The organism is Lentzea jiangxiensis (assembly GCF_900104175.1).
Taxonomy (GTDB): domain Bacteria; phylum Actinomycetota; class Actinomycetes; order Mycobacteriales; family Pseudonocardiaceae; genus Lentzea; species Lentzea jiangxiensis.
Map to the genome: position 1 here is coordinate 104,907 of NZ_FNIX01000015.1, position 12,163 is coordinate 117,069.

11 protein-coding genes are annotated in these 12,163 nt (G+C 69.3%); 10 read left to right on the plus strand and 1 reads right to left on the minus strand.

Going from position 1 to position 12,163, the window contains the following annotated elements:
* Positions 1-64: 64 nt before the first annotated feature.
* Positions 65-820 carry a zf-HC2 domain-containing protein gene (locus tag BLQ91_RS29665; protein ID WP_245733895.1) on the minus strand — a complete coding sequence of 252 codons (756 nt, stop codon included), beginning with the start codon at positions 818-820 and terminating at the stop codon, positions 65-67.
* Positions 821-943: 123 nt separating this feature from the next.
* Between BLQ91_RS29665 and BLQ91_RS29670 the strand changes: the two genes are divergently transcribed.
* The 10 genes from BLQ91_RS29670 to fxlM all read left to right on the plus strand — a co-directional run bounded on the left by BLQ91_RS29670 (position 944) and on the right by fxlM (position 12,122).
* Positions 944-1,543: a sigma-70 family RNA polymerase sigma factor gene (locus BLQ91_RS29670; protein ID WP_090102108.1), complete on the plus strand. Its 600-nt coding sequence runs from the start codon at positions 944-946 to the stop codon at positions 1,541-1,543.
* Positions 1,544-1,568: 25 nt separating this feature from the next.
* Positions 1,569-2,222: an ATP-binding cassette domain-containing protein gene (locus BLQ91_RS29675; RefSeq protein ID WP_245733897.1), complete on the plus strand. Its 654-nt coding sequence runs from the start codon at positions 1,569-1,571 to the stop codon at positions 2,220-2,222.
* Positions 2,219-3,022, plus strand: coding sequence for a metal ABC transporter permease (locus BLQ91_RS29680; RefSeq protein ID WP_090102110.1), 804 nt, complete (start codon positions 2,219-2,221; stop codon positions 3,020-3,022). The genes BLQ91_RS29675 and BLQ91_RS29680 overlap by 4 nt, the downstream gene beginning before the upstream one ends.
* A 3-nt stretch (positions 3,023-3,025) precedes the next feature.
* The gene (locus BLQ91_RS29685) at positions 3,026-3,805 is read left to right on the plus strand and encodes a metal ABC transporter substrate-binding protein (protein ID WP_090102112.1); all 780 of its coding nucleotides are present in this window, start codon (positions 3,026-3,028) and stop codon (positions 3,803-3,805) included.
* A 248-nt stretch (positions 3,806-4,053) separates the two neighbouring features.
* Positions 4,054-5,214 (plus strand): helix-turn-helix domain-containing protein, encoded by a 1,161-nt coding sequence (locus BLQ91_RS29690; protein ID WP_342670673.1) that lies wholly within the window; start codon positions 4,054-4,056, stop codon positions 5,212-5,214.
* Between the two features lie 343 nt (positions 5,215-5,557).
* A complete protein-coding gene (locus BLQ91_RS40555) occupies positions 5,558-5,743 on the plus strand; it encodes a hypothetical protein (RefSeq protein ID WP_143022870.1) in 186 nt (61 codons plus the stop codon).
* A complete protein-coding gene (locus tag BLQ91_RS29695) occupies positions 5,740-5,949 on the plus strand; it encodes a hypothetical protein (RefSeq protein WP_090102114.1) in 210 nt (69 codons plus the stop codon). Before BLQ91_RS40555 ends, BLQ91_RS29695 begins: the two co-directional genes overlap by 4 nt.
* A 5-nt stretch (positions 5,950-5,954) precedes the next feature.
* A complete protein-coding gene (locus tag BLQ91_RS29700) occupies positions 5,955-6,260 on the plus strand; it encodes a hypothetical protein (RefSeq protein WP_143022871.1) in 306 nt (101 codons plus the stop codon).
* A 373-nt stretch (positions 6,261-6,633) separates the two neighbouring features.
* On the plus strand, positions 6,634-9,702 hold the full coding sequence (locus BLQ91_RS29705) for a lantibiotic dehydratase (protein WP_090102118.1): 3,069 nt from the start codon (positions 6,634-6,636) through the stop codon (positions 9,700-9,702).
* Entirely contained in the window at positions 9,699-12,122 is a 2,424-nt protein-coding gene (gene fxlM / locus BLQ91_RS42215) for a methyltransferase, FxLD system (RefSeq protein WP_218130452.1), read from the plus strand. Before BLQ91_RS29705 ends, fxlM begins: the two co-directional genes overlap by 4 nt.
* The last annotated feature ends 41 nt before the right edge of the window (positions 12,123-12,163 follow it).

The following is a 12,163-nucleotide window of genomic DNA, read 5'->3' on the forward strand; positions in this document are numbered from 1 at the left end:
CACCAGTAGCAGCCGCGACCATGCGACGGGAGGTCATCGAGGTGCCCTCACGTCAGTGGAGCGGTCAGGCCGCGTGGCGCCGGCTCACCGGCCGCAGCCGGATGCGGCGGCGGGGACTCGGCTGATCGGCGCGCCGAGGGGAGTCGGGTGAGCCCGTGGTGTCGGTGGAGTCGCTGTCCCGCACCGGTGTGCGGCCGCCAGGGCCTCGGTCGCGGAAGTGCACGAGTGCCAGCAGGGCGAGGCCGACGAGCAGCAGCGAGTGGGACAGGACGCGGCCCGCGGTGGCCGCGCCGGTGAGCAGATCGCTGGCCGAGTAGGGGATGAGCACGGCCACGAACGCGGCGGTGACGGGCAGCAGGCCCGCGGTCGCGGCGGGGCGCAGCGCCGCCCAGAGCAGGCCGAGGCCCAGTGCCAGGTTCCAGGCGGTGCTCTCGTTGAACAGGTGGCTGCTGTCCACACCGGTGACGTGGGCGCCGTGCGGGGACGCGCCGGTTCCCAGCACCTGGGCGAGGCCGAGGGTCAGCTGGGCGATCGCGACGCCGCCCAGCAACGTTCGCGGCAGCCAGCCGCGTGGCGCGGGCGGGACGATCGGGGGCGCCGCGTCGAGCACCTCCGCTGCCAGGTCCGGCACCGGGGTCGCCGGCCGCACGCGGAGGGTGCGGGTGAGCGCGGTGGCGGTCTCGTGCCACTCCTGGCAGTCCGCGCACGTCTCCAGGTGCGCGTCCACCTGGTCGGCGGGCACGCCTTCGTCCTCCCCGTCGAGTCGCGCGGACAGGGCTTCACGGCAGGTGCTGCAGTCCACGTGGACATTGTCGGTCATGTGGCCTGCCTGGTTCCCGCCGATCTGTGAGCGGAGGCGCGACGGGGTGCGCGCCCACCGTCGAGGCTGGCTGAGAGCGCTTCACGGACGATTTGGCCGAACATGCTCCACTGGTCGGTCCGAATGGCCGGTGAGTTCCCGAAGCCGTGGCCGTTACGATTCGGCCCCGTGAACTCCGCCGATGACGAGGTGACCCGCTGGGCGTTGCAGGCCCGCGGGGGTGACCGGGAGGCCCTGGAGCGGTTCGTGCGGGCGACTCAACGCGACGTGTGGCGGTTTGTCGCCCACCTCGCGGACGTCGGCGTGGCCGATGATCTCGCCCAGGAGACGTTCCTGCGCGCGTTGCCGAGCCTGCGGCACTTCGAGGGCAGGTCGTCGGCGAGGACGTGGCTGTTGTCGATCGCCCGGCGGGTGGTGGTCGACCAGGTGAGGATGGCTCGGTCCAGGCCCCGCGTCTCGCCGGGGGTCGACTGGGTGCAGGCGGCGGACCGCGGGCAGGGCACGTCGTCCGGCTTCACCGAAGCCGTCGAGCTCAACGTCCTGCTCGACGGGCTGGCCGCGGAGCGGCGCGAGGCGCTGGTGCTCACCCAGGTGCTCGGGCTGGGCTACGCCGAGGCCGCGGAGATCGTGGGGTGTCCGATCGGGACGATCCGCTCGCGCGTCGCTCGGGCGCGTGAGGACCTGGTCAGGGCCGCCGGGCAGGACGCCAGCGAAGCCGGCTGAGATTCGCCGGAACTATCCCGGCCGGGTGAACGACCTGTGGCACGTGACCGCGTTGTCCCTGCTGCTGGAGGGAGTGCATTGCCGCTATGGCAGGCATCCCGCCGTCCACTCCGTCGACCTCGACGTGCCCGCGGGTACTCGAGTCGCCCTGATCGGTACCAACGGCTCCGGCAAGTCGACCCTTCTGCGTGCGGTCCTGGGGTTCCAGCCCGTCTCCGGCGGGGTGATCGAAGTCGGCGGCCGGCGAGCGGGGACCTCGGCGCAGTGGCGCAGGCGGCGTGGCGAGGTGGCGTGGATTCCGCAGCTGCGGTCGACCGGCCGGTTCCCGTTGCTGCTGGGCGAACTCCTCGACAGCAGCGGTGACGGTGCGGCCGCACGTGGGGCGGCTGCACGTCTGGGGTTGGCACGGCTCGAGTCGCGCGGGGTGCACACCCTGTCCGGCGGGCAGGCGCAACGGGCGTGGCTCGCCCGCGCCGTCGGTGCCGTGGCCGCGGGTGCCGGGATGCTGCTGGCCGACGAACCCACCGCCGCACTGGACTTCGCCGGGCAGGAGGAAGCCGCGGCGGTGCTCACCGAACTGCCGGTGACGCTCGTGGTCGCCACCCACGACCGCGCGGTGGCCGATGCGTGCGACCGCGTGGTGGAGATGGCCGCCGGAAGTCTGCGGGAAGTCGCGTGATCGCGGAGCTGCTCGCGCTGGTTCCGGTGCAGCGCGCGGGTTTCGGCCTGCTGCTCGGCGCGATCGCGTTGCCGCCGGTCGGGGTGCTGATCGTCGGTCTCGACATCTACCCGGTGCGGTTCGCGATCATGCACGTGGCGTTGCTGGGCAGCGCCATAGGCCTGCTCACCGGCACTGATCCGCTGCTGTGGGCGCTGGCGCTGTGCGCGCTGGCGGGCGGTGGGCTCGCGCCGTTCGCCACGACCTCGGCTGGTCTGTCCGGCGCGATGGGCTTGCTGATGAGCCTCGCGATCGCCGTCGCACTGCTGGTGTTGTCGATTTCCGGTGTGAACGCCAACGGTGCGTTCGAACTGTTGTGGGGATCCATCCTGTCGACCCGGCCGGTCGACCTCGTTGTGCTCGCGGTGCTGGCGGTGGCGATTCCTGCGCTGTTCTGGTGGCGCCGCAGGGATTTGTCGTTGTTGTTGCACGACCGGGAACTCGCCGCCTGTTCGGGCGTGCGCACCGGTCCGTTGACGATGGTCTTGCTCGTGGTGATCGCGGTGTCGATCGCCGGAGCCGTCAAACTCACCGGCGCGCTGCTCGTGGACGCGCTGACGTTGTTGCCCGCGCTGGCCGCGCGGCGCATCGGTCGCGGGCTGACCGGCATGGTCGTCGCGTCCATCGGCATCGGTCTTGTGGTGGCCGTTGCCGGACTGCTGCTCGCACTCGCGCTGGACCAGCCGCCCGGTCCGGTGCTCGTCCTGCTGGCCGGCGTGATCGCCCTGCTCGCCCAATTGCCACCGATGAGGAGAACCTGAACCGTGAAGATCAAGCTCGTCGCGATCGGCGCGTTGCTCGCGCTGACTGCCTGCGGCGGCGGCGCGCAGACGACTGCACCCAACGCGGCCTCGGACGCCCCGGCCGGCAAGAAGGTCGTGGCGGCGACGGCGTGGGAGGCCGCGCTGGCCAAAGCCGCGGGCGCGACCGACGTGAAAGTCGTCGTGCCGGCGACCGTGGCGCACGCCGCCGACTACGACCCCAAACCGTCCGACCTCGCCGCGGTCGCCACGGCGGATCTCGTGCTGTACGCGGAGTTCGAGGGGTTCGCGGCCAGGCTGAAGGAGGCCGCGGGCGGTTCGGCGAAGGTCGAAGCGGTGAAGCTGGAGAACGCGCCGGAAGTGGTGCGCGCCGAGGTGACGCGCCTGGCCGGGCTGCTCGGCACGACGCCCGCCGCGCAGGAGTGGCTGAAGAGGTTCGACAGCACCCTGGCCGAGGCCAAGACGCAGGTGAGCGGCTCGTTCCCCGGCGGCAAGGCGCCGAGGGTGGTCAGCCACGCGTTCGTCGCCTACATGGCCGCGATCACCGGCGCCGAGGTCGTCGGCACGTTCGGCCCGCAGCCGGTCACCCCGGCGCAGCTCGCCGAGTTGTCGGGCAAGCAGCCGGACCTGGTGTTCGACAACGTGCACATGTCCACCGGCACCGTGCTGCCCGGTTCGTCCGCGAAGCAGGTCAAGATCGTGAACTACCCCGGTGAGGACCTGGATCTCCTCGGCGTCTTCAAGACCAACGCCGAGGAGATCTCCAAGGCCCTCAAGGCCTGACGAGGTCCTGCACGGCGCGGCGGTCGACCTTGCCCGCCGCGCCGAGCGGCAGCGCGAGCAGGCAAGACGGAGACCCGTCGGATACGGATGCGGCTGGTGAAGCGATCACTGCTCGTGGTTTTCGGTCGGCAGCTAGCCTGGTACGCCGAGAGGTACTGTTCCTGGCGTCGACCAGAGGGGTATCTCGGATGACATGAGTCTCCGACGAGGGGCAGGTGGCCGTGGACGGGACCCACATCGGTCGACGGGTGCGTGAGATCCGTTCATTCCGGGGAATGAGTCTGACCGCGACAGCGCAGCTCGCGGGCATGGCACCGAGCTACCTGAGCATGATCGAGCGAGGGCTGCGGCCGGTGAACCAGCGCGCGACGCTGGAGGCGCTGGCCAACGCGCTGCGCGTGTCGCCGGCCGAGCTGACTGGCAAGCCCTACGCGCCGACCGATGCGGCCTCCGAGGAGGCCCATGGGCATATCTTCGAGGTCGAAGACGCAATGACCGCGTGGCGGATCGGTGAGGTGCCCGACGCACCGGCGCGGCCGTGGCAGCAGGTGAGCGCTGAGCTGGATCTGCTCAACCTCACGCTGCGGCCCAACGCCGACTACGCCGCCCAGGGCGCGTTGCTGCCTTCGCTGATCCGAGACTTGCTGGTCGCCGCGAGCGACCCGAAGCGGCGCACGGCTGCTCTGGTGGGGCTCATCGCGACTTACAAGGCGGTGGCCTACTTCGCGCACGACCTCGGCGTGGCCGGGCTGCCTGTGCTGGCGGTCGAGCGGATGCGTGAAGCAGCCGAGGAGCTCGATGACCCGGTCTGGCTGTCTTATGCCGCCTACCAACGCGCACAGCTAATCAGTGGCACCAACCGATCTCGTCAGTACGACCTCGCCGTGCAGACCGCGCAGCTTCCCGGTGCGCGGGTGGAAGTTCAAGGACTCGCGCACCTCACCGCGGCCCTGGCGTGCGCGTCGCGGGGCGACGCCGACGCCGCCCAGACCCACCTGGCCGAGGCCACCGCGCTCGCGGATCGGATCGAGCCGGATGTCAGCCCGTGGATGCAGACCAACTTCGGCCGCACCAATGTGGGGATCTGGAAGGTCTCCATCGGCTTGGAGCTCGGCGCGGGCGCGAAGGTCCGCGAGATCGGCTCCACCGTGCGACCAGCCGGGGTGTCCAAGTCCCGTCAAGCCCAGTTCTGGATCGACGTCGGCCGCGGCCTGCTGACCGAGCGCAAGCACCGCGATCAGGGCCTCGCCGCACTTCTGGAGGCGGAGAAGCTGGCTCCGCAGAAGGTTCGCAACAACGTCTTCGTCCGCGAGTCAGTAGCAGGCCTGCTCGCTCAGGCCAGGCGTGAGGCTGGCGGCCGTGACCTTCGCGGCCTGGCCTACAGGGTCGGTGTAGCCCCATCCGGGTGATCCACGCCGTCCGTTCACAAGTTGTGAAATAGCGATCCAGGGTCCCACCTAGCGTCACTTTCCAGATACGGGAGGTGACGCCAAGTGGGATCTTCGCTATTGACGAGGTTGCAGCATCAGGTCGCGCAGGTCCTGACCTTCCGTTCGCATGCTGCGGTGTCACGGCCGGCTGCTCCGCGAAGCTCCGGCCGTGACGCCGCGTCCACCGCATCCTGCGCTCTTCTCAGTGCCGACACCGTGCTGATCTGGTCGGCCATTCCGGCGCAGAGCCCTACGAGCAGCGACCCGCATCTCTCTTCCTCGGGTATGCGGGTCGCGCCGTACGTGAACGGAGACGCCGAACATGTCCTTGCCCAACGCCGATTCCGCTCGATCGCCCGGTGGCAGCAGGGCACTCGAATCGCTCGCCACCGATCCGGGCTGGCTGGCCGCCCGTGACCGGCTCACCGCGTCGATCCGCGCAACCAGCCTGCCGACCTACGGCGGGCAGGCTCGCCTTCGCGTTGCTGCGCGCCAGGAGAACCGGTGAGCGGCCACGTCTGGTGGACCTCGCCGCTGGACCACCTGACCCATGCGATCGGGGACAGCGCCGGTCCTGGCGACGGCACGGTGGACACCGAGTGCGGCCGGGTGCTCGACATCGTGAAGGCGGGCAAGTCGCCAAGCGGCAGCTTCTGCGACGACTGCCTGCAGAAGGTCGGGTCGAAGGTGGACGACAGCAGCCGCTGGCGGTGAGCGCCGTGGCCGCTCAGCACGCCTACCGCGAGGGCAACCAGTGGGGCATGACGGTTCCCGAGCTGCTGGAGAACGCCGTCGCCGAAGGACGACCGCTGCACCTGGAGTGGAGCGCGGACGGCACCACGTGGGACTGGCCCGGCAACAACTTCGACACCATCGAGATGCCTGTCATCACCCCCGACATGCTCGCGGCGACAACGCCAGAGCCGATGGCCGATACGGACGCCGACACAGATGAACTGGCCACCGTGACCGACGTCCTGCAGGTCGACCAGAGCTGGTGGTTCACCGGCCCAGCGGGACCGTGATGACTTCCGGGTGCTCACTCATGAGCCGCCCGGTAAGCCCTGGCTTGAATGCCGTTGCTCCACAACGCTTTCCAGCCAGGTTGACGTTGAACCGACGAACAAACAGGGGATGCCATGTCATCGATCATGCTCGACGAGCCCATCGCCGCAGACGATCTGTTCGCCTTGGAGCACTTGGAGTTCATCACCGATGTCCCAGCTGACGCCGCGATGAACCCCTGCACCAACGGAACCGACGACGGCTGCGACCCGACCTGCGCGTCAGCGTGTGTCACCGGAGGGGTGTGACACCAGAAGTTCCCGATGCGCCTCGGGGACCAGGCGGCTCTGGTCCCCGAGGCACTCATTCTCGTTGCCAGGTCTGGAGGAACGGATGCGTCACGCTGACCACAAGCCGCTGTATCGGCACACTGGAGTCGCGCTGCTGCGAGCCGCGGCTACACCGCTGAGCAGTGCTCCCGACCAGTGGCCCGACCTGACCGACATCGCTTCCTGCCGGGCATGGCTTGACCAGATGTGGGCACGCGACGGTTTGGCCGCGGCTGTGCGGCAGGCCAGCCCGTCGCTGGCCGACCGCGTCGACGCCATCCGCGCCGGGCACACCATGTCGGACAAGCAGCTGCGCAGCGCCACCGTGTCCGCCGTGCGCTACGTGCTGCGCAGCATCGGACGGCCCACGCCCTTCGGGCTGTTCGCCGGCGTTGCTCCTGTGACGTTGGCTGCGGTCGGGCGTGTCGAGCTGCGAGCGGGGCACCGGGCCGCGGCACGGGTCGACGCGCAGTGGCTGGCCGACATCATCACGCGAGCCGAAGCCTGCCCACAGCTGCTCGAACGCCTATACGTCACGGCCAACGACCTAACAGTGCGCCGGGATGACCGGCTGGAGCTCCCGCAGGGAACGGACCGGGCAAGGGTGCTGTGCACCTCCGCGATCCTCACCGCGTGGCAGGCCGCAGCAACACCGATGCGCTTCGGCGACCTCATCGACAAGCTGGCCAACGACTTCACCACCGACCGCCTTAAGGTCCGCGACAGCATCACCGCTCTACTCGTGCGTCCGGGATTCCTGCTGACCAGCCTCCGCGCTCCGTTCACCGTCACCGACCCGTTCACCCACGTGATGACCGTCCTGCATGACGCAAACGCCGCCGAACTGCCCGAGATCGCAGACCTGCTGGGCGAGCTTGACGCGGTGCACGCCAAGCTGCGGCACCACAACGCCCACACGACCTCAGGTGCTGAGCAGCACGAGGCCCGCGCAGCATTGATCAACCACATGCGCACGCTATCCCCAGCAGGACGAACGCCCATCGCCGCGGATCTGTTGCTGGATAACACCGTCGAACTGCCGATCAAGGTCGCGCAGGAGATGGCAGCCGCCGCAAGCGCACTACTGCGCACCACCCGCCACCCCGCCGGTGACCCGGCCTGGCGCGAGTATCAGGCCGAATTCACCGATCGCTACGGCGTTGGCACGCTGGTGCCGCTACTCGAGGTCGTGTCGCCCGACGCCGGCCTCGGGTATCCGGCACGCTTCCATGGCAGCCTGCGCTCCGCTCCTGCCGTCGCGCTCGGGCCACGCGACGAACGACTTCTGGCACTGGCATGGCAGGCGATGGCCCACGGCAGCCGCGAGATTGTCTTGTCCGACAACGACCTCGCTGCGCTCACCGACCCGGACTTCGACGAGCGCTACATCCCGCCGCACGTCGAGCTGGCCGCGCGCGTGCACTGTGCCAGCGTGGACGCGCTAAACCGGGACGAGTTCACGCTCACCGTCGCGCCCGCCCGCTCAGCCGGAACCCTCACCAGCCGGTTCACCCCGATGGCCACCGGGTCCGGTCTCGCCGAGGCCTACCGGGCCCTGCCCGCCGCTACCGAAGGCGCGCTGCGAGCGCAACTGAGCTTCGGCCCGAAGTTCGTTCCTGCAGAGAACGTCTGCCGGGTACCCGCCTACCTCGATCACATGATCCCGCTGGGCGAGCACCGCGGCCACGACGACCCCACGACCTTGATTCCGCTGGAAGACCTGGCCGTCTGTGCAACCCGTGACCGGCTCTACCTGGTCAGCCGCTCACGGCGTCGGGTGGTCGAACCGCAGGTGTTCCATGCCCTCGCCCTGGACAAGCAGCCGCATCCGCTGGCACGGTTCCTGGCCGAGCTGCCGCGCGCGTTCAGCGCCTCCTGGTACCAGTTCGACTGGGGTCCGCACGTGACCCTGCCGGTGCTGCCTCGGGTGCGCTATGGCCGCACAGTGCTGTCCCCAGCGCAGTGGCGTCTGTCCACTACCGACCTGCCGCCAGAGGGCACCGAACCGCAGGGCTGGTGCGAGCTGCTCGCCGCGTGGCGGATACGCTGGAACTGTCCGGACGTGGTGGAGCTGCGCGACGCCGACCGCACGCTGCGGCTGAGTCTGGACGAGCCTGTCCACGCCACGCTCCTGCACAACCACCTCGTCAAGCACGGCCAGGCCATCCTCTACGAGGCCACCGACGTGGCCGACTACGGCTGGATCGACGGCCATGCACACGAGATCGCGCTACCGCTGGTCACCACCCGCCCTGCCGCCCCTTCCCCGCTGCATGGTCCGCTACCTGAGGTAACCAACCAGCACGGACAACTCCCCGGCGATCCCGGTTCCACCTGGCTCACCGCGAAGATCCACACCCACCCGGAGCGTATCGACGGCATCCTCACGACGCGCCTGCCGCAGCTGCTCAAGGCCCTTCCCGAGGGAACCGCCTGGTGGTTCGTGCGATACCACAGCCGACACGAAACCGATCACCTCCGGCTACGTCTGCGGCCCACAGCTGAGTACTACGCTGCGTGCACGATCGCGGTAGGGGAATGGGCGAAGCGGGTGCGGCAGGCAGGCTTGATCACGGACGTTCGGTTCGCCTCTTACCAGCCCGAGATCGGCCGCTACGGGCACGGCGCGGCGTTGGAAGCGGCCGAGGACGTCTTCGCCACCGACTCGCAGTTGGTCGCCGCCATGCTCCGTGCCCTGCCCGCCAAGTCGGTCAACGCCACCGCGCTGGCCGTGGCGAACATGGTCGGCATCGTCCGCGGACTTCTCGGCACGCCCGCCAACGCGGCCAACTGGTTGATCAACCGCGCGGCGCCCGCCGTCACTATCGCGCGGGACATCCTCGACGATGCTATGCGAATCTCGGTCGACCAGACCGCGCTACGGCAACTACCCGGCTGGACGGAATCGGTCGAGCAGGCCTGGCAGGCCCGCGCCGAGACGTTGACTACCTACCGCGGGCATCTGCACTCCGGCACCGGCGTCGACATCAACTCCTCACTGGAGTCGCTGCTGCACATGCACCACAACCGGGCCATCGGCATCAATCCCGACCACGAGCGCCTGTGCAAGCGCCTCACCAGGCACGCCGCGTTGGCCTGGCGGGCAATGCACCAAGGTGGCGATTCTCAATGACGTCAACAACCTCACCCGCCGAGCCGCCACAGCACGATCCCACTCCCGCATGGGGACAGTCGCTGTCCTACGGCGCGGCCGGAACCGCGCTGCTGCACGTCGGACAAGCTCGCGCCGGCCTCGCTGACTGGCCAGCCGCACGCCCGTGGGTCGCAGCGATGACTCGCAGCCCGCTCGCCGCCCACCTCGACGCGTGTCTGTTCAACGGCGCGCCCGCCGTCGCGTTCGTGCTGCGCGCCACGGGAAATCCTGCCTATGCTCGCTCGCTGCACATTCTCGACACACACATTTCACGCCTGACGCGGCATCGTCTCGACGCAGCCCACCAGCGCATCGACGACGGACTCCCCGCACGTCTGCGCGAGTTCGACCTGATCAACGGGCTGACCGGGATCGGAACCTACCTGCTACATACCGGACACGACGCGCTGCTACACGACGTGCTGTCCTACCTCGTGCGGCTGGTGTGCGAGCCGATCACGTTCGACGGCGATCAGCTGCCCGCTTGGTGGACCAGCAACGAACCCGCCGATCGCCCCTGCCCGCGGTGGCCTGGCGGACACGCCAACCTGTCGATCGCCCATGGCGTCACCGGGCCATTGGCCTTACTGGCGACCGCCAAAATCAGCGGCATCACCGTGCCAGGCCACACCGAGGCGATCGAGCAGACCTGCAGGGTGCTCGATCGCTGGCAGCTCGGCACCCACACCACACCATGGTGGCCGGGCACCATCAGCCTGCACGAGTGGCGCTCCGGCACCACCAGCCAGACCGGTCCGCAGAGGCCGTCGTGGTGCTACGGCACCCCCGGCATCACCCGCGCACAGCAGCTCGCGGGAATCGCCCACGGCGACCACCAGCGGCAGCGCAGCGCCGAGAACGCGCTCGCCTCGTGCATCACCGACCAACAGCAGCTCGATCAGCTCGACGGCGCGTCGCTGTGCCACGGCTGGGCCGGACTGGTCCAGACTGTCCGCCGCGCCGCTGACGACGCTGGCCCCGGCAGCGAACTCGCGACACTCCTGCCACGGCTGCACAACGACTTCCAACAGCACCTGCGCAATCACCGGCCACCGGCCGGGGACGGCCTGCTGGAGGGCGCGACCGGAGTCGCGCTGGCCCTGTACTCGGCGACCGAGCCCGCGTTCCACTGGGACGCGTGCCTGCTCCTCGCCGCACCGGACCGCACCACCGAACACGAGAGGAACGGGATGACCACCACGGAAACCCAGCCCGAAGACCTGCGCAACCGGATGGTCGACCACATCGTGGAGAACAGCCAAGCGCTGTCGGCCGAGGTCGAGCGGGTCCTGCGCACGGTTCCCCGCCACCCGTTCGTGCCCGATGCGAGCATCGAGGATGCCTACGCCAACCGGGCCATCACCATCAAGCCCGGCCCTCCCGGAGGCAGGCCCGCCAGCTGCATCTCCGTGCCCACCGTCGTCGCGATGATGCTCAACCAGCTCGATGCCCATCCCGGCCAGCGCGTTCTGGAGATCGGCGCCGGCACCGGCTGGAACGCCGCCCTGCTCGCCGAACTCGTTGGCGAGACCGGCCACGTCAGCACCATCGACATCCACACTGACGTCACCGAGCACGCCCAACGGGCACTCGCCGCCACCGGCTACGACCGCGTCCACGTCATCACCGGAGACGGCGCGCTCGGCGACCCCGAGAACAGCCCGTTCGACCGCATCATCGTCACCGTCGGTCCTTGGGACCTGCCGCCGGCCTGGTTCGACCAGCTCGCACCCGGTGGTCGACTCGTGGTCCCGTTGACCTGGCGTGGTCAAACCCGCAGCGTCGCGTTCGTCAACGACAACGGGGTTCTGCGCGCCACCGACAGCCAGCTGTGCGGCTTCATCCCGATGATCGGCGACGGCCAGAACGGCGAGCAGAAAGGCGAGATCGCTGACGACGTCCTGCTCTGCTGGGACCCTGACCAGTCCGTAGATCTCGATGCCCTGCAAGGGGTTCTGGACACCCCTGCGAGCACCGTGTGGTCCGGCACGTCGATCGTGGCAATGGAGTCCACCGATCTCATTTGGCCGTTGGTCACCGCCGTCGAGCCGGGGACGGTGCGCTTCTGCGCCGGGAACGACGCCGTCGAGGCTGGACTGGCCAGGCCCGCCTTCCGGTACAGCAGCGTCGCCCTCGCCGACGGAGAGTCGTTGGCGTACATGACGTTGAAGAATCCCGAGCCCGACGCGCAGGACAAGCGCTGGGAACTCGGAGCGATCGGCCACGGCCCTGTCGGAGTGCAGCTCGCCGAACGGCTGTGCACCGCAATCCGTGCCTGGGACGAGGACCGCACCGCTCAGCCGACCATCACGGCCTACCGCGCGAACACGCCGGACGGTGCTCTCAGCGACGGCCAGGTCATCGACAAACAGTTCATCCGGCTGGTCATTTCGTGCTGAGGACCTCGATCTCCTCGGCGTCTTCGAGATGAACGCCGAGG

Coding starts and splice junctions, on each gene's coding strand:
- BLQ91_RS29665 (WP_245733895.1), bottom strand. CDS start 820: ATGACCGACAATGTCCACGTGGACTGCAGCACCTGCCGTGAAGCCCTG.
- BLQ91_RS29670 (WP_090102108.1), top strand. CDS start 944: ATGGCCGGTGAGTTCCCGAAGCCGTGGCCGTTACGATTCGGCCCCGTG.
- BLQ91_RS40555 (WP_143022870.1), top strand. CDS start 5,558: ATGTCCTTGCCCAACGCCGATTCCGCTCGATCGCCCGGTGGCAGCAGG.
- BLQ91_RS29705 (WP_090102118.1), top strand. CDS start 6,634: ATGCGTCACGCTGACCACAAGCCGCTGTATCGGCACACTGGAGTCGCG.
- fxlM (WP_218130452.1), top strand. CDS start 9,699: ATGACGTCAACAACCTCACCCGCCGAGCCGCCACAGCACGATCCCACT.